Genomic DNA, 24,756 nt, shown 5'->3' on the forward strand with positions numbered 1-24,756 from the left:
CGGTGTTAATTCGTCCGCTCCTGCCACGCAATCTCCACCTCTTCCGCAAGGATTTTCACCCCAGCCTCAATTTTATCTGGATCCGGCACATAGTTCATGCGCATGCACTGGTGGGTATGCGGCCAGGGCTTGTCGAGACCCGGGAAGAAGAAGTCGCCGGGCACCATCAGCACGCCGCGCTTTTTCAGACGCTGGTAGAGCAACTCGGTGGTGATCGGCAGATCTTTAAACCAGAGCCAGAGGAAGATGGCTCCTTCAGGCTTATGGATAAGACAGCGCTCTTCCGGCAGGTAGCGGCGCAGCGTGGCCATTGTCTCCTGCACCCGCTGGTAGTAGAACGGCTTGATCACCGTCTCCGACAGGCGCAGCAGGTCGTTGCGTTTAATCATCTCGCACATCATTGCCGGGCCAATCCCGCCGGGGGCAAGGCTGATAATGCCGTTCATGTTACGGATCGCCGAGATGGTCTGCTCATTAGCGATAATAATACCGCAGCGGCTGCCGGGCAGGCCCAGCTTGGAGAGGCTCATACAGAGAATGGTGTTTGGGTTCCACAGCGGGCGCGCCTCGCTGAAGATAATGCCTGGAAACGGCACGCCGTAGGCGTTATCGATCACCAGCGGGATGCCGTGCTGGTTGGCGAGGGCATCCAGCTTGATCAGCTCCTCGTCGGTAATGACGTTGCCGGTTGGGTTCGTCGGACGGGAGACGCAGATCATACCGGTCTCCTCGCCAATGTGCAGATGCTCAAAGTCGACGTGATACTTAAACTGGCCGCCCGGCAGCAGTTCAATATTAGGACGGGCAGAGACAAAGAGATCCTCTTCCAGCCCTGAATCCGCGTAGCCGATGTACTCCGGTGCCAGCGGGAACAGCACCTTCCTGGTGGTTCCATCGGCACGGCGGCCAGCAAACAGATTGAACAAGTAGAAAAATGCGCTCTGACTGCCGTTAGTCAGTGCAATATTCTGTGGCGCAATATCCCAACCCAGCGTGCTACGCAGCATATCGGCGAGTGCCACCAGCAGCTCGGATTTCCCCTGCGGGCCATCATAATTGCACAGCGCATCAGTGGCTTTGCCAGAGGCAAGCATCTCCGCCAGCAGCTTCTGGAAATAGTCAGTCATCTCCGGGATCTGCGCCGGGTTGCCGCCACCTAACATAATAGCGCCAGGGGTACGCAGGCCGTCGTTAAGATCCTCCATCAGGCGCGTGATGCCTGAATGGCGGGTAAATTTGTCGCCGAAAAGTGAGAATGTCATAGCAGGTGATCTGTCGGTCTGATTTTAAAATTGGCACACCTTAACGCTAGCGCAGGCCCGGTGCAAATCGCTGGCCTGGCTGCGCTTCGTGTTTTTATGCTAAAGACACTCTCACCGTCAGACGTTAATTCTGTTTCCCTGCCCACACCACCATGATCTTATCTGTGCCGTTTTCACGCATAAATCCGCTGCCCTGGGCCAGGTCCAGCGGCGACTGTTTACCTGCCCCCACGGCGGGGTGACGAGCGCGGAACTGCCCAAGCTTCTGCCAGTGTGCGACGGTGGCCGCTGACTGGCCGCTTACGTCCTGCCAGTTCATGTCGGACCGCGTACCCTGCAGCGGGTCAGAGCCGGTGGGGCCGAAGGGGCGCGCCGATTCATCACCATAGAAAATCTGTACCGCGCCGGGGGCCAGCAGCAAAAGCTCAGCGGCCCGCTGCCCGCCCTCACGGAACAGGCGGGTATCGTGGGAGGAGAGGTAGCTCAGGACGTTAAAATCCTGCAGTTTATCCGCCATCTGCTGCCAGATCGGCACCATATTTGCCAGACACTCGGTAGCTTTCGCCGCCTGCTCCTGATAATCAAAGTTGATCATCGCATCAAAGCCGTGGCGATAGTATTCGCTCTGCATCACGCCGTGACCCCAGGCCTCGCCGGTCATCCAGAATGGCGCATCGTCACGCTTTTTCTCCGGGTTCGCCTGCTTCCACTCTGCCAGCGCCGCCGTTGCCTGCGTCTTGAGCTGCTGCCACGCGGCCATCTCAACATGCTTGGCAGTATCCACCCGGAAACCGTCGATGCCATATTCGCCTACCCACTGGCTTAGCCAGTGGGTCAGGTAGTCGCGCGGCGTATAGCCTGCGATCTCTTTGGCGCGCGTGTCGGGCTTATGCTGATAGAAGACTGGCAGCCCAGACGGGGTGGTGGATTCGGTTTTGATATCCGGCAGGAACGCGAGGGACATGGTGAGATCGTCAAAGCCAGGACTGTCGTAGTCGCCAATATCGGTGCGGATCCAGCTTTTTCCCCACCACTTCTCCCACGCCGCTTTATCGCTAAAGTTGATGTAGTCATTAAAGCTGTGCCAGTTCTGCCCGGCGGCGGGCCGCCATTCCGTCCACCTGTCGGCAAGGATCTTCTGCCGCTCCTCGCCCTGCAAATAGAGCGCGCCGAACTGGTAAGTCTGCATATCCGCCAGCGTGGCATAGCCGGTGTGGTTCATGACGACATCCAGCAGCACGCGGATGCCGCGCTGGTGCGCGCCGTCGACCAGTGCCTGCAGATCCGCCTCGCTGCCCATATTGGCATCCAATTTTGTCCAGTCCAGGGTGTAGTAGCCGTGGTAGGCATAGTGCGGGAAGTCGCCCTTGGTACCGCCGCCTACCCAGCCGTGGATCTGCTCAAAGGGTGCGCTGACCCACAGCGCATTAACCCCCAGCCCGGCGAGATAGTCCAGCTTGCTGGTCAGCCCCTTCAGATCGCCGCCGTGAAAGGTGGCGATCTCCTGCATGCCATCTTGATGGCGACCATAGCTGTTGTCGTTAGCCGGATCGCCGTTGACGAAGCGGTCGGTAAGGACAAAGTAGACGGTAGCGTTGTGCCAGCTAAAGGGAACATCCGCAGGCGTATCGGCCTGCTCAAGCAGCAGCAGGCCGCCGCTTTTGGCATCGGGCTGGAGCGTAATTTTTCCTCCGCTCACCGTGGCAACCTGCTGGCTATAGAAGTCACGTACCTGGCTACCTTCTGCAAAGGTTTTACTCACGTCCACCGTCAGCGGTTTGCCGTCCCATACCGGACACTGGCGCAGGGCGGTGCTGTCGGTCTCTGCTTCCGGTGGAGCGGCAACCGTCAGCATCAGCGTTGGCGTCCCCGAGCGGGTATCTATCTGTAGCGCATAGTCGCCGTCGCGAAAGATGCGCCACTGCGGCGCGTCACCGGCGCAGGGCTGAAGCGACAGCATCTGGTTAAGCTTGGGCGCGCTGGCGGGCTGCCAGCACGCATTGTCACTTTTTAAGGTAAGAGGAGTGGTACCCTTTTTGAACGTGGCCTCACTGTGGTAAACCCCACTGCCGTTAGCGGTGAACGCAGGAAAACCGGGCGCGGTCCACTCGGACCAGGCGGTGATGGGAAGCAGTAAAAGCGCAAGGGCACAGCGTTGCATAGTGGCATCCTCTCCAGGGTTTCCATTAGTGTGCCACCCGTTGTGCTGGGCAAACTCATCCCTGCCGGGCGTTTGCCGGGGCGGAGGTCAAAGGCTGAGCGATCTGCTTCACATTTAAGCGGAAATTTGCGAGAGGCCACACAGTTTTTGACTATTTTTGCCTCTATAGACCCGTTTGGCTGATGACACCAATTAGGAAATGGACTATTTCTTAGGGTGCTCCCGAGGGGTATTTTTGATACAATTTGAGATTCCGCTCTCAAAATCTTGTAAAAATAAGGTGTTGGAATGCATCAATCCGACCAGGAGACCTAATGATATCGACTCCCATTCGACGATATGGGGCTGCGATACTCATGTTACTCACCGCGGCATTTTCAGGTGAGGCGATTGCGAAAACGCACGCAGAGACAACGAGTTATAAAGCCCACACAAGCAGTCATAAGCACAGTAAAACGTTAAGCAGTAGTAAAAAGGTTAGCAGTAAAACAGTTAGTAGTAAGCTGGCAAGCAGTAAACAAGAGTATTCTCGCAATAGTGCAAAGAGCAGTTCACTTCCTGATTTGCGAAAATACCCTTCCGGAACACCAAGGAAAAAGGCGTTTCTCCGGACGGTTATGCCCTACATCACTAGCCAAAATGCTGCGATTACCGCTGAGCGCAACTGGCTGATCTCTAAACAGTACGACAATCGCTGGTCGCCGACCGAGCGTGCGCGTCTGAAAGATATTGCTACGCGTTACAAGGTGAGCTGGTCGGGTAATACCCGCCGCATTCCGTGGAATACGCTGCTGGATCGCGTCGACATTATCCCTGCCAGCATGGTTGCCACTATGGCGGCGGCCGAGAGCGGCTGGGGAACGTCAAAGCTGGCGCGCAGCAACAACAACCTGTTCGGCATGAAGTGTGCAAAAGGTCGCTGTAACAACGGCCCGGGCAAGGTGAAAGGCTACTCCCAGTTTGACTCGGTAAAAGAGTCGGTGGGTGCCTACGCGGCTAACCTCAACACCCACCCGGCGTACGCGTCGTTCCGTAAATCCCGTGCGCAGCTGCGTAAAGCGGATCAGGAAGTGACCGCCAGTAACATGATCCACAAACTCAGCGGCTATTCGACGCAGGGTCAGCGCTATAACAGCTACCTGTTTGCCATGTATCAGGACAATCAGCGGTTAATTGCAGCGCATATGTAATCTTATAGTCCGTTATGGTCGGGTGGCGCTCTGCTTACCCGACCTACGCTTTTACAGGTAGGCCCGGCAAGCAGAGCGCCGCCGGGCGTTTTGTTTGCTTACATCACTATCTCGCTATAGCGATCCCGATAATCTTTTGGCGTACTGCCGTACTCCTTCTTAAATACCGAATAGAAGTATTGCAGCGACGGGTAGCCGCACATCTGCGAGATCTCGTTAATCGACAATGAGGTCGAGATGAGCAGGCTGCGCGCCTTCTCCAGCTTCTCGGCGTGGATCATCGCGTGAATGGTCTCGCCCACCTCCTCTTTAAAACGCTTCTCGAGGTTCGAACGGGAGATGCCTACCGCATCCAGCACCTGATCGACCTTAATCCCTTTGCAGGCGTGATTGCGGATGTAGTGCATGGCCTGGATCACCGCCGGGTCGTTGAGCGACCGATAGTCCGTCGAGCGGCGGGCTACCACCCGCACCGGCGGCACCAGCAGCCGCTGAAGCGGCATTGCTTCGTTATCCAGCAGGCGGTGCAGCAGCTTCGCCGCCTGATAGCCCATCTGCCGCGTGCCCTGCACCACTGAGGAAAGCGCCACCCGTGACAGATAACGGGTCAGCTCTTCATTATCGATACCAATGACGCACAGCTTCTCCGGAACCGGGATATGCAGATGCTCGCACACCTGCAGCACGTGGCGAGCACGGGCGTCGGTCACGGCGATAATGCCGGTCTGCGGCGGCAGGGTTTGCAGCCAGTCGGCGAGACGGTTTTGGGCATGCTGCCAGTTCTCAGGGGCCGTCTGTAGCCCCTGGTAGACCACGCCGCGATACTTCTCCTGCGCGACCAGCTGGCGAAAAGCGTGCTCCCGCTCCGCCGCCCAGCCTTTACCGCTGGCAGCGGGCAGGCCATAGAAGGCGAAGCGGTGTACCCCTTTCTCTTTTAGATGCAGAAAGGCGCTCTCGACCAGAGCGTAGTTATCGGTGGCGATGTAGTGCACCGCCGGGTAGTCCTCTGGGCGATGGTAGGAGCCGCCTACCCCGACGACTGGCACGCCAACCTCGGCCAGCACGCGCTCGATCTCGCCGTCGTCGAAGTCGGCAATTACCCCGTCCCCCAGCCACTCTTTAATATTGTCGAGGCGGGTACGGAAATCTTCCTCAATAAAGATGTCCCACTCTGACTGGGAAGCCTGAAGATATTCGCCAACGCCTTCAACGACCTGGCGATCGTAGGCTTTATTGGCGTTAAACAGCAGCGTGATCCGGTGGCGCTTGGCAAACATGTTGATCTCTTCCTGAAAAATCACCGTTTCTGATTATCACATTCAGCACAAAGCCGGAGAGATTTTCCCCGGCAGTGTGATCATCCCTGTAATTTGTGCGCTATGTGCGGCGTTTTGTGGCAGAGTCCATCCACACCGCCAACAGCAGGATCGCCCCCTTGACGATGTACTGCCAGAAGGTTGGGACGTCCATCATGCTCATGCCGTTATCCAGCGAGGCCATAATAAACGCCCCCATCACCGCGCCCGCTACGCTGCCGACCCCGCCCGCAAGGCTGGTGCCGCCGATAACGCAGGCGGCGATGGCATCCAGCTCGGCAATGTTCCCCGCCGACGGCGAGCCTGCGCCGAGACGCGAGCTGAGGATCAACCCGGCGATAGCCACCATCAGGCCGTTGATGGCGAACACGGCCAGCTTGGTGCGCTCGACGTTAATTCCCGACAGGCGCGCTGCCTCAATGTTGCCGCCGATGGCGTAGATCCGCCGCCCGAAGGCAGTGCGGGTAGCCATAAACATCCCCGCCAGCAGCAGGAAGACCAGCAGCAGCACCGGCGTCGGCACGCCACGGTAGTCGTTGAGCAGCCAGATCGCACCCAACACCACCACCGCTATCAGCGCCTGTCTGCCGACCACCATCGTGGAAGCCGATGTGGCCAGCCCCATCGACTGACGGCGCAGACGTCCGCGCCACTGCCAGAGTACAAACAGCACCAGCCCCAGCGCGCCGACGCCAAAGCCAAAACCATCCGGCAGGTAGCTCTGGCCAATCTGCGACATTGCCGCGCTGGTGGGCGAGACGGTGGTGCCGTTGGTGATGCCAATCAGCACGCCGCGAAACGCCAGCATCCCCGCGAGGGTGACGATAAACGACGGTACCTTGCGGTACGCCACCCACCAGCCGTTCCAGGTGCCCAGCAGCAGCCCCAGCACCAGCGTCACCGCCACGGTCAGCGGCAGCGGCCAGCCCAGCCAGACGTCAAAGATTGCCGCCGCGCCACCCAGCAGGCCCATCATCGACCCCACGGAGAGGTCGATCTCGGCAGAGATGATGACAAAGACCATCCCCACCGCCAGGATGCCGGTGATGGCGGTCTGGCGCAGCAGGTTAGAGATGTTACGCGCGCTCAGGTACGAGCCGTCGGTCATCCAGGTAAAGAAGAGCATAATTGCCACGATGGCGGCAATCATGACAAAGACCTGGAGATTGAGAGATTTTAGCCCGCTAAACGCCCCGGGAGCCGGGGAGGAGAGCTTCAGTTCAGACGGATTGCTTTTCGACATGATGTTCGCTCCTCAGCGCCGCTTCCATAACCTGTTCCTGGGTCAGATGGTGATTGATGAGATTGGCCTTGAGTCGGCCTTCATGCATCACCAGCACCCGATCGCTCAGCCCCAGCACCTCTGGCAGCTCCGATGAGATCACGATAACGGCAATGCCCTGTTGTACCAGCTGGTTAATCAGTTTGTAGATTTCGTACTTCGCGCCGATATCGATCCCGCGGGTAGGCTCGTCGAGGATCAGAATGCGTGGGTTGAGCAGCAGGCAACGCGCCAGAATCGCCTTCTGCTGGTTGCCGCCGCTAAGACGGCCAATCGCCAGCTCCGGCGAAGAGGTTTTGACTTTCAACCGTTGCAGCGAATTTAAAATGCACTGCTGCTCGGCGGCGTCGTCAAGGGTGCTGAGCGTGCCGGAAAATTGATCCAGCGCCGCCAGGGTGATGTTTTTGCCGACGGCCATCACCGGCACGATGCCATCTTTTTTCCGATCCTCCGGCACCATAGCGATCCCGTGGGCGATAGCCTGCTGGCAGTTGCTTATCTTCACCGGCTGGCCGTCGATAAATACGCTGCCTTCATGGCGACCAGGCCAGACGCCGAACAGGCACTGTACGGCCTCGGTGCGCCCGGCCCCCACCAGCCCGGCGATACCTAAGATCTCCCCGCGCCGCAGGGAGAAGGAGACGTCGTTTACCCGCTTGATGTGCCGGTTAACCGGATGCCAGGCGGTGAGGTGCTCCACGCGCAGGATCTCATCTCCCGCCGTATGTGGCTCACTCGGGTAGAGCGCGGTCAGCTCCCGGCCCACCATCATGGTGATAATGGCATCTTCGCTCATGCCCGCTGCGTCGCGCATCCCCACCGGCTTGCCGTCGCGGATCACGCAGATGAGATCCGCAATGGCCTTCACCTCATTCAGCTTGTGTGAAATGTAGATGCAGGCGATATCGTGGTTTTGCAGGTCGCGAATGATATCCAGCAGCACCGCCGTCTCCTGCTCGGTCAGCGAAGCGGTAGGCTCGTCGAGGATCAGCAGCCGCACCTGCTTGTTGAGCGCCTTAGCAATCTCAACCAGCTGCTGCTGGCCTAAACCCAGATCGCCAACCCGCGTATCCGGCGAGATGGCCAGGCTGACCTGCTTGAGCAGCTTGTCGCAGCGCAGCGTCATGGCCTCATAATCCATAATCCCGTGGCGGGTCAGCTCCGCGCCCAGGAAGATGTTCTCCAGCACCGTCAGGTGTTTAACCAGCGCCAGCTCCTGGTGAATAATGGCAATACCCCGGCGTTCAGTGTCGCGGATATGGCTGGCGATGAGCGGCTCACCGGCAAAGAGGATCTCGCCATCGTAGCTGCCGTGCGGGTAGATGCCGCACAGCACCTTCATTAAGGTAGATTTGCCCGAGCCGTTTTCACCGCACAGGGCCAGCACCTCGCCAGCATTTAGCGCCAGGCTCACGTTATCGACGGCTTTTACCGCGCCAAACGCTTTGGTGATGTTTTTCATTTCCAGTAAATAAGGCATACCTGCTCCGCGTGAATCGTTGGAATAACAGTGCCTGAGGGCGCTCCCCCGTTTTGCCGGGGGAGGATGTGATGCTTACAGCTCGCTTTTCTTATGGAATCCGTCTTTCACCACGGTGGCGTCGATATTCTCTTTATTCACTTCGATAGGCGTCAGCAGGCGGGCAGGGACATCCTTCAGGCCATTATTTAACGAGGTGTCCGCTTTCGGCTGCTGGCCATTTCCCAGCTCGACGGCGATTTCGGCCGCGGTATTGGCCAGCTCGGTGATGGGCTTATAGACGGTCATGGTTTGGCTGCCGTTCATAATACGTTTAATCCCGGCAAGGTCGGCATCCTGACCGGAGATAGCCACCTTACCTGCCAGCCCCTGGGCGCTAAGCGCCTGGATTGCGCCGCCTGCGGTGGCGTCGTTCGAGGCGACAACCGCATCGATTTTGTTATTGTTGGCGGTCAGGGCGTTTTCCATAATTTTCAATGCGTTTTCCGGCAGCCAGCCGTCGGCCCACTGGTCGCCAACCACTTTAATTTTGCCGCTGTCGATATAGGGTTTTAATACTTTCATCTGACCCGCCCGGAACAGCTTAGCGTTATTATCCACCGGCGAGCCGCCCATCAGGAAATAGTTGCCTTCAGGCACTTTTTTGACCAGGCTTTGCGCCTGCATTTCACCTACTTTTTCATTATCGAAGGAGATATAAAAATCGATATCAGCATTATTGATCATACGGTCGTAGGCTAATACTTTAATACCCTCTTGCTTGGCCTCTTTTACGACGTTACTTAATACCTGGCCGTTGTAGGGAATAATCACCAGCACGTCAACGCCGCGGTTGATCATATTTTCAATTTGCGACATCTGGGTCTCTTCGTTACCGTTGGCCGACTGGACAAAGACTTCCGCCCCCAGCGATTCGGCTTTTTTAACAAAGATATCGCGATCTTTTTGCCAGCGTTCGAGGCGCAGATCGTCAATGGCCATCCCAATCTTGACCTCTTTAGCATGGCTCGCGGCGCTGGCGAGCAGCAGCGAGGCGCAAAGCGTAAGGCAAAGGTTCTTTATCTTCATAATATTAATACCTTTTGTAGGGTTATCGGGCTTGAGATAAAAGAAACATGCACAGCGACAGACGTAGCAAATTTTTAACATCTTATTGCGGGCTGGCAATTACAGATTTTTATCTTCTGATTACGTTTTTTGGTTTATTTTCTAATTTATGACCGCGATCTTATTTTAAGCCGCCAGAGGGATATTTGAGAGCCAGCGCACGTTTGTGCATTCTCTCAATAGCAGTGTGAAATAACGTAATTGAGCAACGCCCGTCGAATATCCACTATTAATGCCACTGATACCCCCCTGCCGCAGAAATTGATTATGGAGCTGAATATGCAAGCCTATTTCGACCAACTTGACCGCGTTCGCTATGAAGGCCCGAAAACCGCCAACCCGTTAGCCTTTCGCCACTACAACCCGGACGAACTCGTGCTGGGCAAGCGCATGGAAGATCATCTGCGTTTTGCCGCCTGTTACTGGCACACCTTCTGCTGGACCGGCGCGGATATGTTTGGCGTCGGCGCGTTCGAACGCCCGTGGCAGCAGGCTGGCGATGCGCTGGCGTTGGCAAAACGCAAAGCTGACGTGGCCTTTGAGTTTTTCCACAAGCTCAACGTGCCCTACTACTGCTTCCACGATGTGGATGTCTCCCCAGAGGGCGCATCGCTGAAGGAGTATCTCAATAACTTTGCCACCATGACCGACATTCTGGCCGAGAAGCAGCAGCAGAGCGGCGTGAAGCTGTTGTGGGGGACGGCCAACTGCTTCACTCACCCACGCTACGGCGCGGGCGCAGCGACCAACCCGGACCCGGAGGTCTTTAGCTGGGCGGCAACGCAGGTGGTGACCGCCATGAACGCTACCCATAAGCTGGGCGGTGAAAACTACGTGCTGTGGGGCGGCCGGGAAGGGTACGAAACGCTGCTCAATACCGATCTGCGCCAGGAGCGGGAGCAGATTGGCCGCTTTATGCAGATGGTGGTCGAGCACAAACACAAAATTGGCTTCCAGGGCACGCTACTGATCGAGCCGAAGCCGCAGGAGCCAACCAAACACCAGTACGACTATGACGTGGCCACGGTCTACGGCTTCCTCAAGCAGTTTGGCCTTGAGAAAGAGATCAAGGTCAATATCGAGGCTAACCACGCCACGCTGGCCGGACACTCCTTCCATCACGAAATCGCCTCCGCCATTGCGCTGGGCATTTTTGGCTCCGTTGACGCCAACCGCGGCGACATGCAGCTGGGCTGGGATACGGACCAGTTCCCAAACAGCGTCGAAGAGAACGCGCTGGTGATGTATGAGATCGTGAAGGCAGGGGGCTTTATCACCGGCGGCCTGAATTTTGACGCCAAGGTGCGCCGCCAGAGCACCGACAAATACGATCTGTTCTACGGCCATATTGGCGCGATGGATACGATGGCGCTGGCGCTGAAGGTGGCGGCACGCATGATTGAAGATGGCGAGCTGGATAAGCGCGTGGCGAAACGCTATGCGGGCTGGAATGGTGAGCTGGGCCAGCAGATCCTGAAAGGGCAGCTTACGCTGACCGAGCTGGCGAAGTACGCTGAACAGCAAAACCTGGCCCCGCAGCACCAGAGCGGTCATCAGGAGCTGCTGGAGAACCTGGTTAACCACTATATTTTTGATAAATAGTCAGCAATGCCCGGTGGCGCTGCGCTTACCGGGCCTACGATCCTGTAGGCCGGGCAAACGCAGTGCCGCCCGGCGTTTTCAAGGGAGTCACTGCTATGTATATCGGCATCGATCTAGGCACGTCGGGTGTAAAAGCCATTCTGCTGAACGAGCAGGGCGAGATGCTGGCTTCGCACACCGAGAAGCTTTCCGTCTCACGCCCGCATCCGCTCTGGTCAGAACAGGATCCCGAGCAGTGGTGGCTAGCGACGGATCGCGCGTTAACGGCGCTGGCACAGCAGCAGCCGCTGTCCGGCGTAAAGGCCATCGGCATTGCCGGGCAGATGCACGGCGCAACGCTGCTGGACCGCGACGACCGCATTTTGCGTCCGGCCATTCTGTGGAACGACGGTCGCTGTGCAGAGGAGTGTGCCCTTCTGGAAGCGGCGGTGCCTGGCTCACGGCAGATCACCGGCAACCTGATGATGCCCGGCTTTACCGCACCCAAGCTGCTGTGGGTCAAGCGCCACGAGCCGGAGGTGTTTGCCCGGGTAGCGAAGGTGCTGCTGCCGAAAGATTATCTGCGTCTGCGCATGACCGGGGAGTACGCCAGCGATATGTCCGACGCGGCGGGAACCCTATGGCTGGACGTGGCCAAACGCGACTGGAGTGATGAGATGCTGGCCGCCTGCGGTCTCTCTCGGGATAACATGCCCGCCCTGTTTGAGGGCAGTGAGATCACCGGCCCCCTGCTGCCGGAGGTGGCTGCCGGATGGGGGATGCCTGCCGTGCCGGTTGTGGCCGGAGGCGGAGATAACGCCGCGGGCGCGGTCGGCGTCGGCATGGCAGACGCCGGGCAGGCGATGCTCTCCCTGGGCACCTCAGGCGTCTATTTCGCGGTCAGCAATGGTTTTCTTAGCAAGCCCGAGAGCGCCGTGCATAGCTTCTGTCATGCGCTGCCCGATCGCTGGCACCTGATGTCGGTGATGCTCAGCGCGGCCTCCTGCCTCGACTGGGCGGCAGCGCTCACCGGGCTGGGTTCGGTCTCTGAGCTAATTACCGCGGCGGAGCAGGCGGACGAGCGCGCAGGCGATCTCTGGTTTTTACCCTACCTCTCCGGAGAACGCACTCCGCACAACAATCCGCAGGCGAAGGGCGTTTTCTTTGGCCTGACGCATCAGCATGGACAGCGCGAGCTGGCCCGGGCGGTGCTGGAGGGGGTTGGCTACGCGCTGGCGGACGGGATGGATGCGGTGCATGCCTGCGGCGTCACGCCGAAGAGCATCACCCTGATCGGCGGCGGAGCGCGAAGCGCTTACTGGCGGCAGATGCTGGCGGATATTAGCGGCCAGCAGCTCGACTACCGCACCGGAGGGGACGTCGGTCCGGCGCTGGGCGCGGCCCGGCTAGCGCAGATTGCCGTTAACCCCGAGACGCCGCTGGCCGATCTTCTCCCACAGCTGCCGCTGGAGCAGGCCCATCGTCCGGATGCAGCACGCCATCGGGACTATGCGCCCCGGCGCGAGACCTTCCGTAAAATTTATCAGCAGTTATTACCGTTGATGTCATGATCCGTAGGCCCGGCAAGCGCACGCGCCGCCGGGCGTTATCAACTCACAAACCGACGCGTATCAACGCGTTGCAGGGCCATCGACAACAGCAGGCTAATCACCACCGTCACGCTGAAAATCCACACGATATCCGGTACTGGCCAGGGCAGCTCGATGCCGCGGGTGCGCAGGGCGTGGATCACCAGCGCGTGGAAGCCGTAGATCCCCAGCGAATGCCGTGAGATCAGTCCCAGCCCCGGCAGCGGGCGTGTGTTGAGCCTGTTTTTCACCAGCGTTAGCAGCGAGACCGCGCAGATAAAGACCATCGGCCCGCAGTAGACATACCAGGTGTCGGCGAAGTCGCCGCGCCACCGTAGCTCATAGAGAGTGCCGCGCGAGATGATCGTTACCGCGATAACAAACAGCGCCCCGCAGATCCAGCTGAGGTATTTTTTATCGGTGTCCATTGTGCCGATAGCGCGACCGAGCAGGCCGTAGAGCACGTAGTAGAAGGTATCTCCGGCGATATAGAGATTCACCGGTAGCCACTCCACGCCGCCCGCTTTCAGCGGCACGGTATTGGGGTTCGCCACAATCCCCAGCACGACCATCAGCGCCAGTAGCATCTTGCCGCTGACGTTTTTCACCTGAATCAGCGGTGAGACCAGGTAGATCACCACAATCGCGAAGAAAAACCACAGGTGGTAGAAGACCGGCTTCTGCAGCAGGTTGCGCAGGCTCAGTTCGACGTTCATCGAGGTAAACAGCGTGATGTAGAGCAGGGCGACGGTGCTGTAGAAGAGCAGGCAGAGCGCAATGCGCAGAAAATTGCGCGGCTGGGCGCTGCGTTCGCCAAAGAAGAGGTAGCCGGAGATCATAAAGAACAGCGGGACGCTGACCCGCGAGGCCGAGTTGAGAACGTTAGCAATATCCCAGTTGAGCAGGCTGATGCTCTGTGTATCCGTAATGTATCCGCTGGTGGTGTGGATCATCACCACCATTAAGCAGGCGATCCCGCGTAGGTTATCAATCCAGCTGATTTTTGCCGCCATCCGACTCTCTTTCTCCCGCTAACAATGACAGAGCGATAACCATGTGTTATCTAATAAATAACATAACAGCCAGCTCATCCGGCGGGGATTAAAATGATGACAAAGTGTTGCATAACGGCGCTAATTTTTCTGCTTGTAGGCTGCGGATCGACGCAGCAGGCCGCCGTGCAACCTGCTCATAAGCCGAAGGTGAGTCCGGCGACGACCCTGAGCATGGAGCAGCTCTGCCGGGAGACCGCGGCGCAGCGCTACAATACGCGCGAGCAAAGTATCGCAGTTACCGGGCTGGTGCAGTTTCAGGCCAGCTACGAGATGCGCGGTTTGACGCCACGAGAAGAGCGCTTCGTCTGCGCCTTCGATCCTGATGGGCAATTTTTACACCTTTCCATGCGTTAGCAGGCCAATTTTCCCAAACAACCCCCGTTTCGTACTGTATATCTTGCGGTCAATGGGTATACTGGCTGCTTCCTTTAAATCCACACGTATCCAGCACGAAATAATATGCAAAAGTTTGATACCCGGACCTTCCAGGGCCTGATCCTGACCTTACAGGATTACTGGGCTCGCCAGGGCTGCACCATTGTTCAACCGTTGGACATGGAAGTTGGCGCAGGCACCTCCCATCCTATGACCTGCCTGCGTGCGCTCGGCCCGGAGCCGATGGCCGCTGCCTACGTGCAGCCGTCACGCCGTCCGACCGATGGCCGCTATGGTGAAAACCCGAACCGCTTACAGCACTACTATCAGTTCCAGGTGGTCATCAAGCCGTCGCCGGACAATATCCAGGAGCTGTATCTCGGATCGCTGAAAGAGCTGGGTATGGATCCGACCATTCATGACATTCGCTTCGTCGAAGATAACTGGGAAAACCCGACCCTGGGTGCCTGGGGTCTCGGCTGGGAAGTGTGGCTGAACGGCATGGAAGTGACGCAGTTCACCTACTTCCAGCAGGTTGGTGGCCTGGAGTGTAAGCCGGTGACCGGTGAGATCACCTACGGCCTCGAGCGCCTGGCGATGTACATTCAGGGCGTGGACAGCGTTTATGACCTGGTGTGGAGCGACGGCCCGCTGGGGAAAACCACCTACGGCGACGTGTTCCACCAGAATGAAGTGGAGCAGTCCACCTATAACTTCGAACATGCCGACGTCGACTTCCTCTTCACCTGCTTCGAGCAGTATGAGAAAGAGGCGCAGCAGCTGCTGGCGCTGGAAAATCCGCTCCCGCTGCCTGCCTACGAACGTATTCTGAAGGCCGCCCACAGCTTCAACCTGCTGGACGCGCGTAAGGCCATCTCCGTGACGGAGCGTCAGCGCTATATTCTGCGCATCCGCACGCTGACCAAGGCTGTTGCCGAGGCTTACTACGCGTCCCGTGAAGCCCTTGGCTTCCCGATGTGCAACCGAAACAAATAAGAGGCGGCCATGTCTGAGAAAACTTTTCTGGTGGAGATTGGCACTGAAGAGCTGCCACCAAAAGCCCTGCGCAGCCTGGCAGAGTCCTTTGCTGCAAACGTTACTGCCGAGCTGGATGCAGCCGGCCTCGCCCACGGCAGCGTAGAGTGGTTTGCCGCTCCGCGTCGCCTGGCGCTGAAAGTGGCTAACCTTGCCGCCGCCCAGCCGGATCGCGAAGTTGAAAAACGCGGCCCGGCGATCTCCCAGGCGTTTGACGCCGAGGGTAAACCAAGCAAAGCGGCGGAGGGCTGGGCACGCGGCTGCGGTATCACCGTAGACCAGGCCGAGCGTCTGACCACTGATAAAGGCGAGTGGCTGCTCTATCGCGCCCATGTGAAAGGCGAAAGCGCGCAGGCGCTGCTGCCGAACATGATCGCCACCGCGCTGACCAGGCTGCCGATCCCGAAACTGATGCGCTGGGGCGCGAACGACGTGCAGTTTGTCCGTCCGGTGCACACCGTGACCCTGCTGCTGGGCAGCGATGTCATTCCGGCGACTATTCTGGGCATCGACTCCGATCGCGTGATCCGCGGTCATCGCTTTATGGGCGAGCCGGAGTTCACCATCGACAATGCCGACCAGTATCCGCAGATCCTGCTGGAGCGCGGCAAGGTAATGGCCGACTACGAGCAGCGTAAAGCGAAAATCAAAGCGGACGCCGAAGCGGCGGCGCGCCAGATTGGCGGCAACGCTGACCTGAGCGAAAGCCTGCTGGAAGAGGTTGCCTCGCTGGTAGAGTGGCCGGTGGTGCTGACCGCCACCTTCGAAGAGAAGTTCCTCGCCGTGCCGGCTGAGGCGCTGGTCTACACCATGAAGGGCGACCAGAAGTACTTCCCGGTCTACGCCAACGACGGCAAGCTGCTGCCGAACTTTATCTTCGTCTCCAACATTGAGTCGAAGGATCCGCAGCAGATCATCTCCGGTAACGAGAAGGTGGTGCGTCCGCGTCTGGCAGATGCCGAGTTCTTCTTCAATACCGACCGTAAGAAACGCCTGGAAGACAATCTCCCACGTCTGCAGACCGTGCTGTTCCAGCAGCAGCTGGGCACCCTGCGTGACAAAACCGATCGCATCATGGCGCTCTCCGGCTGGATTGCTACCCAGATTGGCGCCGACGTGGCTCACGCCGAGCGGGCGGGCCTGCTCTCTAAGTGCGACCTGATGACCAATATGGTGTTTGAGTTTACCGACACCCAGGGCGTGATGGGGATGCACTACGCGCGTCATGACGGCGAAGCCGAAGAGGTGGCCGTCGCGCTGAACGAGCAGTACCAGCCGCGCTTTGCCGGTGACGCACTGCCGTCTAACCTGGTGGCCTGTGCGGTCGCCATCGCCGATAAGATGGATACCCTGGCGGGCATCTTTGGCATCGGCCAGCATCCGAAAGGCGACAAAGATCCGTTTGCGCTGCGTCGTGCCGCGCTGGGCGTGCTGCGTATCATCGTTGAGAAGAACCTCAACCTCGATCTGCAAACCCTCACTGAGGAAGCGGTGCGTCTGTACGGCGACAAGCTGACCAACGCCAGGGTCGTGGATGACGTCATCGACTTTATGCTGGGCCGCTTCCGCGCCTGGTATCAGGACGAAGGCTACACCGTGGATACCATCCAGGCGGTATTGGCGCGTCGTCCGACCCGTCCAGCCGATTTTGACGCCCGCATGAAGGCGGTCTCGCACTTCCGCTCTCTGCCGGAAGCAGCGGCGCTGGCGGCGGCGAACAAGCGCGTCTCCAACATCCTGGCCAAGTCCAGCGAGCCGCTGAACGATATTGTTCACGCGTCGGTTCTGAAAGAGGCGGCGGAGATCCGTCTGGCAGGCCATCTGGTGGTACTGCGCGATAAGCTTCAGCCGTTCTTCGCCGAAGGGCGCTATCAGGAAGCGCTGATCGAGCTGGCGGCGCTGCGTGAGCCGGTCGATGAGTTCTTCGAGCAGGTGATGGTTAACGCGGAAGATAAAGACGTGCGTATCAACCGCCTGACGCTGCTGTCGAAGCTGCGGGAGCTATTCCTGCAGGTAGCGGATATTTCGCTGCTGCAGTAATTCGGTTTGGCTACAAAAACCAAAAACCCGCCTCTGGCGGGTTTATTTTTTTCAAACAGGTAAAGCGGGCAAAAAATCACTCCATCAGCTGTCGGCTGAGGCGTGGGTTTGCCTGAATCAATCGCATCAGTTTTAGCTCGGTGGTAGAAGGTTTTACTCGTTTAGATTCCCACTCATGCACCATCGCTACGCTAACGCCCATTACACGTGCAAAATCATCAATTTTCAGGCCCGTACCCTTGCGCAGCTTTTCAAATTCGCTAAACGGATTGGGTTTTTGGATCTGACTTACTTTCCGGGATTCATCTTTAAAAACAATTTGTTCCAGGCTGCTTAGCAGCTCAATCATTGGATCTTTATATTCCATTGAAAACTCCTCATACATCACATCACGAGGCCGTGAACAGCACAGAGAGATTTAAGAATAGTCGCTAAAAAATAACATGGTGGTGGGACGCGATAATTATTTGCCATACAAATCAATTTTACGCGTTTGGCCTGCATAGTTATGTGACTTTTTACTACGTAACAGGTTGATTTAGCTGGCTGCATTGCCAGACGAAAATTTTCGTCAATCCTTTGCAAAAAAATCGCTAATCACCCCGCCGCGTCATTTTTCTACCTGCTGATTTTCCGCACAAGAATGCAACGAAAGGGGTATCTTGCGCGGCTCACCTGGACTATCCTTGTCAGCGTCAGGCACACGTGTGCCGGTGTGCGCTTTTTTTGGGTGAAAGGAGTAATAAAATGGCGACAGGAAAGTCCTGCTCTCGCTGGTTCGCGCCTCTTGCGGCGTTATTAATGGTAGTTAGCCTGAGTGGGTGTTTTGATAAAGAGGGCGATCAGCGCAAGGCGTTTATCGATTTTCTGCAAAATACAGCGATGCGTAGCGGTGAGCGACTGCCGACGTTGACTGCCGATCAGAAAAAGCAGTTCGGCCCCTTCGTGTCGGACTATGCCATTCTGTATGGCTACTCCCAGCAGGTTAATCAGGCGATGGACGCCGGTCTGCGCCCGGTAGTGGACAGCGTGAATGCCATCCGCGTCCCGCAGGATTATATGACCCAGCGCGAGCCGCTGCGTCAGGCTAACGGCTCTCTCGGCGTGCTAAGCCAGCAGCTGCAGAATGCCAAAGTTCAGGCGGATGCCTCTCGCTCCGCGTTAAAGCTGAACGACGACCTGAAGCCGGTCTACGATCAGGTCTATGAGAAAGTGGTAACCCAGCCAGCTAATGCGCTACAGCCGCTGATCCCGGCGGCGCAGGTCTTTACCCAGCAGCTGGTTCAGGTAGGTGACTTTATCGCCCAGCAGGAGGCGCAGGTGAGCTTTGTGGCTAACGGTATTCAGTTCCCGACCTCTCAGCAGGCCAGCCAGTATAATTCACTGATTGGGCCGCTGGCCTCTCAGCATCAGGCGTTTACGCAGGCCTGGAGCGCGGCGGTAAACGCGACGCAGTAATACGCGAGCGTCTCTATGTCCCCGTCTACGGGCGGGGGCATTGTAATGAAAGGTAAGTAAAACAATTAGTGCTTGCCATGATGCCTGTAAAATGAGTTAATGCGTCATCGGTTTGATATACAGACCTTAAAGCAGTTTAGTAAAGCAGTCCCCTTCAAGAGTTATCCATAGATACTCCTCGTAGTGAGCTCTCCTTTATCGCTTAAAAAATCTGTAAAGCACGCCATAGCGCCGGAAGGCAAACTTAATTAAAAAGGTAATATCTATGTCTAACAAAATGACTGGTTTAGTAAAATGGTTTAACGCTGACAAAGGTTTCGGCTTCATCACTCCTGACGATGGCTCTAAAGATGTGTTCGTACACTTCTCTGCTATCCAGAACGATGGCTACAAATCTCTTGATGAAGGTCAGAAAGTATCCTTCACCATCGAAAGCGGCGCTAAAGGCCCGTCTGCTGGTAACGTTGTAAGCCTGTAAGCTTAACGTTTAAAGCACGATGTTAAAAAAACCCGCCTCGGCGGGTTTTTTGTTTTCTGCGTTTTACTTCGCTATCTGCGGATTCACGCAGTTCTTCTCTACCTTGCCGCTCAGGGCGTCGATCAGGTTATCGACGGCGCAGGCGGCCATGTTGTAGCGCGTCTCGTGCGTTGCCGAGCCGATATGGGGCAGGGCGACGACGTTCGGCAGGCTCAACAGCGGCGAGTCCACCGGCAGCGGCTCCTGCTCGAAGACGTCCAGCCCGGCGGCGTGGATCTCACCGCTTTTCAGCGCCGCAATCAGCGCCTGTTCATCGACTACCGGGCCACGACCGGCGTTGATAAAGATGGCTGATGACTTCATCTTCTTGAACTGCTCCGCGCCAATCATGTGGTGCGTTTCGTCGGTCAGCGGCAGCACTACGCAGACGTAGTCTGACTCCTGCAGCAGGGTATCGATATCACAGTAACGGGCCTGGAAACGCTCCTCCGCCTCGCTGTGATGGCGGCGGGCGTTATAGAGGATCGGCATACCGAAACCAAAGTGCGCCCGCTGCGCCAGCGCCAGCCCAATGCGGCCCATGCCGATAATCCCCAGCGTTTTGTGGTGCACGTCGATGCCGAACCAGTCCGGACCAATGCCCTGTTTCCATTCGCCTGCTTTTACTCGCTCCGCCACTTCTACCACGCGGCGGGCGGTGCTGAGGACCAGCGCCATCATGGTATCGGCGACCGTCTCCGTCAGCACGGTAGGAGTATGCATCAGGAAAATGCCCCGCGCGTTCAGCGCATCGACATCAAACTGATCGTAGCCAACCGATACGGTGGAGGCGGCACGCAGCTTCGGCATCTTTTCCAGCAGCGCCGCGTCCACTTTCTCACTCGAACCCAGCAAGCCCTCTGCATTTGCAAACGCCTCCGCGTTTTTTTGCACCGTCTCCGGGTCAAGGTTATCGACCCGGGTGACGGTAAAGTGGTCTTCCAGACGCTTGTGCAGATCGTCAGGCAGTGCTTTGTACAGGATGATGGACGGCTTCATGCGTATCTCCGTAATCAATGGGTTGAGGGGCGTCCGGCGCGCATCATGCGGGCAGGAGCCTGTTGATTATTCGCAGGCTTAACAATCAAAGTAAGCCATACCGAAACAAAAAGCGCTACCCCCATAAAAATGTACGATGCGGACGGGCTGCCGGTTGAACCGTTGAGATAACCTACAAACCACGAGCCAAAGAAGGAGCCGAGCGCGCCCATGCTGTTGATCAACGCCATCGCACCACCCGCCACGTTACGCGGCAGCATCTCGGGAATGATGGCGAAGAACGGGCCGTACGGGGCATACATCGCCGCACCGGCAATCACCAGCAGGGTATAGGAGATCCAGAAGTGATCCGCACCCACCGCCCAGGAGCCAATAAAGGCGAAGGCGGCGATCAGCAGCAGCGGCCAGACGAACAGCTTACGATTTTGCAGCTTATCAGAGGCCCAGGAGGCGAGGATCATCGCGATAGTCGCGGCCAGGTAAGGGACAGAGGAGAGCCAGCCCACTTCGACCATGCCTAAGTTCGCGCCGCCGCTGCGGATAATCGACGGCAGCCACAGTACGAAACCGTACACGCCAATGCTCCAGGCAAAGTACTGCATGCAGAGCAGGATAACGTTGCGCGAGCGGAAGGCTTCGCCGTAGTTACGTACCGCTTTAATACCCTCCTGCTCTTTCTCCAGCTGTGCTTTCAAGGCAGTCTTTTCATCTTCCGCCAGCCACTTAACCTGCTCAGGTTTATCTTTTACCAGCACCCACCAGCAGAAGGCCCAGATGATGGCCGGAACGCCTTCAATAATGAACATTTCACGCCAGCCGAAGGACTGGATCAGGTAGCCGGAGACCACCGACATCCATAGCACCGTGACCGGGTTGCCGAGGATCAGGAAAGTATTGGCCCGCGAGCGTTCAGATTTGGTAAACCAGTTGCTGATATAGATCAGCATCGCCGGCATTACTGCCGCCTCCACCACGCCCAAAATAAAGCGGATGGCGGCGAGCATTGGGATATTAGTGACCACGCCGGTCAGCGAGGCACATGCGCCCCACAGGATCAGACAGATGAAGATCAGCTTGCGGACGCTGCGGCGTTCGGCATACAGCGCGCCGGGGATCTGGAAGAAGAAGTAGCCGAGGAAGAAGAGCGCCCCCAGCAGCGATGAGATGCCTTTGGTGATCCCCAGATCCTCGTTAATCCCTGCAGCGGATGCGAAGCTGAAGTTGGCCCGGTCGAGATAGGCCAGGCTGTAGGTGATAAATATAATCGGCATAATATACAGCCAGCGTTTAGCTGCATTGGTCGAACTTTTCATAGGCTTGCCTCGAATGTTGAGGTTTATGCTGCCTCTGTGGTGTAGGGTACAGAGGATCTGTAATTAGAACGATTCTGCTAACTGCGCACGCGTCGGTAAGCCTTCGCTGTCGCCGGGAACCTGGATCGCCAGCGAGCCGATCTTATTCCCGCGAGCGACCGCCTGCGGGAAGGTTTTCCCCTCAAGCAGGGCGCTGATCACCCCAACGGCGAAGCCATCCCCTGCGCCAACGGTATCGACAACGTTATCCACCCGGACGGCAGCCACTGCACCCTGCTCACCCGCGGCGGTTTTGAACCATGCTCCGTCGGCACCGGTTTTAATGACTACTGCTTTGACGCCCTGGGCAAGGTAGAAATCTGCCATCCCCTCCGGCGTGCTTTGACCCGTAAGCGTGGCCGCTTCCTTTAAGCCTGGCAGCACCCAGTCGGCCTGGAAGGCGAGGCGGTTCAGCTTCTCAACCATCTCCGCTTCGCTTTTCCACAGCACCGGACGCAGGTTGGGATCGAAAGAGATCGTTTTCCCCTGCGCCTTCATCGTACTTGCCGCGTGATCCAGAAGATCGTAAGCGCTGGGGGAGAGCGCCGCTGCCACGCCGCTCAGGTGCAGATGTCGGGCGCGGGTAAAGGTCGCTGCATCAAAGTCATCACGAGAGAGATGGCTGGCCGCAGAGCCTTTGCGGAAGTACTCCACGATGGGATCGGTTCCATTTTCCGCCCGCGATTTCAGCTGAAAACCAGTAGGATAGCGATCGTCAACGGTGACGCTCTCGCTATTAATACGCTCCTTTTCCAGCGAGCTCAGTACGAAGCGGCCAAAGCTATCGGACCCGACGCGGCTGACCCAGCTAACGTTTAAACCCAGGCGGGCGAGACCGGTGGCGACGTTAAGCTCCGCGCCCGCGACGCGTTTGATAAAGGCATCGGCCTCGGCCAGCTCACCCGGTTCGGTGGCAACAAACATCGCCATCGCTTCGCCGATAGTGATGACATCCAGGGCGTTATGCATGATGAAACTCCTCACGTAACCAGGTGACGTAGCGGCGCGTGACGGCGGTCAAATCGCGCCCTTCAAGAGGGAATTCGATACCGCGCGGCGCGTCGGCGGGCAGCACGTCAAGCAGCGCCTGCCAGCGCGGATCGTCATGGTCTGGCGGCACGGCACGCCAGTGAAAATGGTGGGCCTGGGCAGCCTTCACGTGGACATAGCTCACGGCAGGTGCCAGCAGGCGCGCGGCCTCTTCCGGGGACTCATCCACCCACAGCCAGTTGCCCATATCAAAGGTCAGCGTCACGGGGAGATTCATTACCCTGCAGGCGGCGCTGAAACGCTGCATGGGGGCCAGCTTGCCACACTCGGTCTGGTCGTTCTCGACCACCAGCGCCATACCGCTCTCCGCCAGCATGGCGCGCAGTGGTTCAAGGGAAGATTTGTGCTGGAAGTGGCCAAGGGAGACCTTTAACCACAGGGCGTTAAGGGCGTGAGCTTCCTGCAGCAGCAAAGGCAGCAGCGGGTTCAACGTGCCGTCGGGCAGACAGAGCGGCTCCGGCGCGGAGTAGCAGGCCAGCAGATTGTGCCCAGCAATGGCGGCGGCCAGCTTGGAGAGGTTCTCCAGTTCCTGCGGGCTAAACAGCTCCCGGCGGATCTCGACACCGTCCGCACCGCCGTTAGCGATAAACGGGAGTACCGCCGCCTGGCCGCCCAACTGGTTTAGGCGATCGTGGCCGTAGGCGGCAGTGACAACAATAATTTTTCTTTCCATCTGGCAGCTCCAGCGTTAACTCTTGTCTTAACGCTAGATGGAACCGGTTCCAAAGAAAAGAACACCATCTCTAAAGCATGATCGTCGTCACGAAGGTTAGTAAAGAGACGTTGAGCCGCGCACAATCAGCTCGCCGGAGAAGAGCTGTTCGCGGACGGTATCGTCAGTGCCGTCGATACGGCGTACCACCTGCTCGACGGCGGCATAGCCAATCTGCCAGGTGGGCTGCTTGAGGGTAGTGATGCCAACGCCAGCCAGCTCGGCCCACTCCAGCTCGTCAAAGCCAAGCAGGCCAATGTCGCTGCCCCAGTGGAGGCCAATGCGTTTGAGCGAACGGGCTACCTGAAGCGTTAACGCGCCGTTGGCAGAGATCACCGCCTTACGCATGCCGCGATGACGGGCGTGGAACTGCCGCAGGGCGTTATCGATCTGCGCCGTCTCGTGAAGCACCGTCTCGGCGTTCTCGGCCACCACGCCGGGGTAGCGGGCAAGGGTAGCGCGAAAGGCGTTCAGACGCTCGCGGCGGGTGTTGACCGTGCCAAGCGGCTCGCTGAGAAACAGCAGCGCTTCAAACCCCTGCTGGATAAGATGCTCGGTGGCGGTGGTAGCGGCCTGGGTGTTATCCAGCCCCACCACGTCGCAGGCAAAATCAGGGATTTTGCGATCGATAAGCACCATCGGCAGCGCCGACTGTTGCAGGCGGTTCAGCGCCTCCTCCCGCATCCCGACGGCGTTGACCACGATCCCCTCGACCTGATAGCTGCGGAGCAGATCCAGGTAGTGCTGCTCCCGATCCAGCTCGTTATTGGTATTACAGACCAGCGGCGTAAAACCCTTCTCCCGGCAGGCCGCCTCAATACCGCTAAGCACGTTAACGGAGTAGGGGTTGGTGATGTCGGCGATGATCAGGCCAATCAGGCGGGTACGTCCGCGCTTGAGGCCCTGCGCCATCAGGCTGGGGCGGTAGTCGAGAGCGGCAATGGCGTGCTCTATGCGCAGGCGCAGATCCTCAGAGAGCAGGTTTTGCTCGCCGTTTAGATAGCGCGATACGCTGGTTTTACCGGTTTTTGCCGCTTTTGCGACATCGCTGATGGTGGGGCGCGCGGCCTTTGCGTTCATGTCCGTCTCCGAGGGGTAACCTTCTGGAGAGTAACATATTTTACGCAAGGTAGGATTTGATGTGAAATGCCGGGCGGCGACTCCGCCTTGCCCGGCCTACAGGAGCGAGCGTCTC

General features: G+C 57.9%; 21 protein-coding genes. 8 read left to right on the plus strand and 13 right to left on the minus strand.

Annotated elements, in window-relative coordinates:
* Positions 1-5 precede the first annotated feature (5 nt).
* Both avtA and RTX96_RS05755 read right to left on the minus strand, forming a co-directional pair.
* The gene (avtA, locus tag RTX96_RS05750) at positions 6-1,262 is read right to left on the minus strand and encodes a valine--pyruvate transaminase (protein WP_312670488.1); all 1,257 of its coding nucleotides are present in this window, start codon (positions 1,260-1,262) and stop codon (positions 6-8) included.
* Positions 1,263-1,386: 124 nt separating this feature from the next.
* The gene (locus tag RTX96_RS05755) at positions 1,387-3,423 is read right to left on the minus strand and encodes an alpha-amylase (protein WP_312670490.1); all 2,037 of its coding nucleotides are present in this window, start codon (positions 3,421-3,423) and stop codon (positions 1,387-1,389) included.
* Between the two features lie 314 nt (positions 3,424-3,737).
* Between RTX96_RS05755 and RTX96_RS05760 the strand changes: the two genes are divergently transcribed.
* Complete coding sequence (locus RTX96_RS05760) at positions 3,738-4,613, plus strand: protein bax (RefSeq protein WP_103820462.1); 876 nt, start codon at positions 3,738-3,740, stop codon at positions 4,611-4,613.
* A 98-nt stretch (positions 4,614-4,711) separates the two neighbouring features.
* On the opposite strand, the gene xylR is transcribed toward RTX96_RS05760, so the two are convergent.
* The 4 genes from xylR to xylF all read right to left on the minus strand — a co-directional run bounded on the left by xylR (position 4,712) and on the right by xylF (position 9,759).
* Positions 4,712-5,890 carry a D-xylose utilization transcriptional activator XylR gene (gene xylR, locus RTX96_RS05765; protein WP_103820461.1) on the minus strand — a complete coding sequence of 393 codons (1,179 nt, stop codon included), beginning with the start codon at positions 5,888-5,890 and terminating at the stop codon, positions 4,712-4,714.
* A 100-nt stretch (positions 5,891-5,990) separates the two neighbouring features.
* On the minus strand, positions 5,991-7,172 hold the full coding sequence (gene xylH, locus RTX96_RS05770; protein WP_312670493.1) for a xylose ABC transporter permease XylH: 1,182 nt from the start codon (positions 7,170-7,172) through the stop codon (positions 5,991-5,993).
* Positions 7,150-8,691, minus strand: coding sequence for a xylose ABC transporter ATP-binding protein (locus RTX96_RS05775; protein WP_312670495.1), 1,542 nt, complete (start codon positions 8,689-8,691; stop codon positions 7,150-7,152). Before RTX96_RS05775 ends, xylH begins: the two co-directional genes overlap by 23 nt.
* Before the next feature lie 75 nt (positions 8,692-8,766).
* Positions 8,767-9,759, minus strand: a complete 993-nt coding sequence (gene xylF / locus RTX96_RS05780; protein WP_103820458.1) for a D-xylose ABC transporter substrate-binding protein — start codon at positions 9,757-9,759, stop codon at positions 8,767-8,769.
* 318 nt (positions 9,760-10,077) lie between these two features.
* Between xylF and xylA the strand changes: the two genes are divergently transcribed.
* The gene (gene xylA, locus RTX96_RS05785; RefSeq protein ID WP_042394153.1) at positions 10,078-11,400 is read left to right on the plus strand and encodes a xylose isomerase; all 1,323 of its coding nucleotides are present in this window, start codon (positions 10,078-10,080) and stop codon (positions 11,398-11,400) included.
* A 95-nt stretch (positions 11,401-11,495) separates the two neighbouring features.
* A complete protein-coding gene (xylB, locus tag RTX96_RS05790; protein WP_312670496.1) occupies positions 11,496-12,950 on the plus strand; it encodes a xylulokinase in 1,455 nt (484 codons plus the stop codon).
* A gap of 38 nt (positions 12,951-12,988) precedes the next feature.
* Here xylB and RTX96_RS05795 read toward each other — a convergent pair whose 3' ends face one another.
* Positions 12,989-13,981, minus strand: a complete 993-nt coding sequence (locus tag RTX96_RS05795; RefSeq protein WP_312670497.1) for an acyltransferase — start codon at positions 13,979-13,981, stop codon at positions 12,989-12,991.
* A gap of 93 nt (positions 13,982-14,074) precedes the next feature.
* Here RTX96_RS05795 and RTX96_RS05800 point away from each other — a divergent pair, with 93 nt between their 5' ends.
* The 3 genes from RTX96_RS05800 (at position 14,075) to glyS (ending at position 17,473) form a co-directional block, all read left to right on the plus strand.
* Positions 14,075-14,377 carry a YsaB family lipoprotein gene (locus RTX96_RS05800; RefSeq protein ID WP_103820455.1) on the plus strand — a complete coding sequence of 101 codons (303 nt, stop codon included), beginning with the start codon at positions 14,075-14,077 and terminating at the stop codon, positions 14,375-14,377.
* A gap of 105 nt (positions 14,378-14,482) precedes the next feature.
* Positions 14,483-15,394, plus strand: coding sequence for a glycine--tRNA ligase subunit alpha (gene glyQ / locus RTX96_RS05805; RefSeq protein ID WP_042393986.1), 912 nt, complete (start codon positions 14,483-14,485; stop codon positions 15,392-15,394).
* Positions 15,395-15,403: 9 nt separating this feature from the next.
* Complete coding sequence (gene glyS / locus RTX96_RS05810; RefSeq protein WP_312670499.1) at positions 15,404-17,473, plus strand: glycine--tRNA ligase subunit beta; 2,070 nt, start codon at positions 15,404-15,406, stop codon at positions 17,471-17,473.
* A 76-nt stretch (positions 17,474-17,549) separates the two neighbouring features.
* Here the strand turns inward: glyS and RTX96_RS05815 are convergent, their stop codons facing one another.
* Positions 17,550-17,840 carry an HTH-type transcriptional regulator gene (locus tag RTX96_RS05815; RefSeq protein WP_103820453.1) on the minus strand — a complete coding sequence of 97 codons (291 nt, stop codon included), beginning with the start codon at positions 17,838-17,840 and terminating at the stop codon, positions 17,550-17,552.
* A gap of 380 nt (positions 17,841-18,220) precedes the next feature.
* Between RTX96_RS05815 and RTX96_RS05820 the strand changes: the two genes are divergently transcribed.
* Together RTX96_RS05820 and cspA are read left to right on the plus strand one after the other, a co-directional pair.
* A complete protein-coding gene (locus tag RTX96_RS05820; RefSeq protein WP_103820452.1) occupies positions 18,221-18,931 on the plus strand; it encodes a DUF3053 domain-containing protein in 711 nt (236 codons plus the stop codon).
* A 265-nt stretch (positions 18,932-19,196) separates the two neighbouring features.
* A complete protein-coding gene (gene cspA / locus RTX96_RS05825) occupies positions 19,197-19,409 on the plus strand; it encodes an RNA chaperone/antiterminator CspA (RefSeq protein ID WP_042393997.1) in 213 nt (70 codons plus the stop codon).
* Positions 19,410-19,472: 63 nt separating this feature from the next.
* Here the strand turns inward: cspA and ghrB are convergent, their stop codons facing one another.
* The 5 genes from ghrB to RTX96_RS05850 form a co-directional block, all read right to left on the minus strand.
* A complete protein-coding gene (gene ghrB / locus RTX96_RS05830; RefSeq protein WP_312670502.1) occupies positions 19,473-20,447 on the minus strand; it encodes a glyoxylate/hydroxypyruvate reductase GhrB in 975 nt (324 codons plus the stop codon).
* Positions 20,448-20,461: 14 nt separating this feature from the next.
* On the minus strand, positions 20,462-21,760 hold the full coding sequence (locus tag RTX96_RS05835; protein ID WP_312670504.1) for an MFS transporter: 1,299 nt from the start codon (positions 21,758-21,760) through the stop codon (positions 20,462-20,464).
* A gap of 63 nt (positions 21,761-21,823) precedes the next feature.
* Complete coding sequence (locus RTX96_RS05840; RefSeq protein ID WP_103820449.1) at positions 21,824-22,768, minus strand: sugar kinase; 945 nt, start codon at positions 22,766-22,768, stop codon at positions 21,824-21,826.
* Positions 22,761-23,522, minus strand: a complete 762-nt coding sequence (locus tag RTX96_RS05845; RefSeq protein WP_312670507.1) for a sugar phosphate isomerase/epimerase — start codon at positions 23,520-23,522, stop codon at positions 22,761-22,763. Before RTX96_RS05845 ends, RTX96_RS05840 begins: the two co-directional genes overlap by 8 nt.
* 96 nt (positions 23,523-23,618) lie before the next feature.
* Entirely contained in the window at positions 23,619-24,641 is a 1,023-nt protein-coding gene (locus RTX96_RS05850) for a LacI family DNA-binding transcriptional regulator (protein ID WP_312670509.1), read from the minus strand.
* Positions 24,642-24,756 lie beyond the last annotated feature (115 nt).

Origin of the sequence: Pseudescherichia sp. (assembly GCF_032052675.1) — a bacterium.
Taxonomy (GTDB): Bacteria; Pseudomonadota; Gammaproteobacteria; order Enterobacterales; family Enterobacteriaceae; genus Pseudescherichia.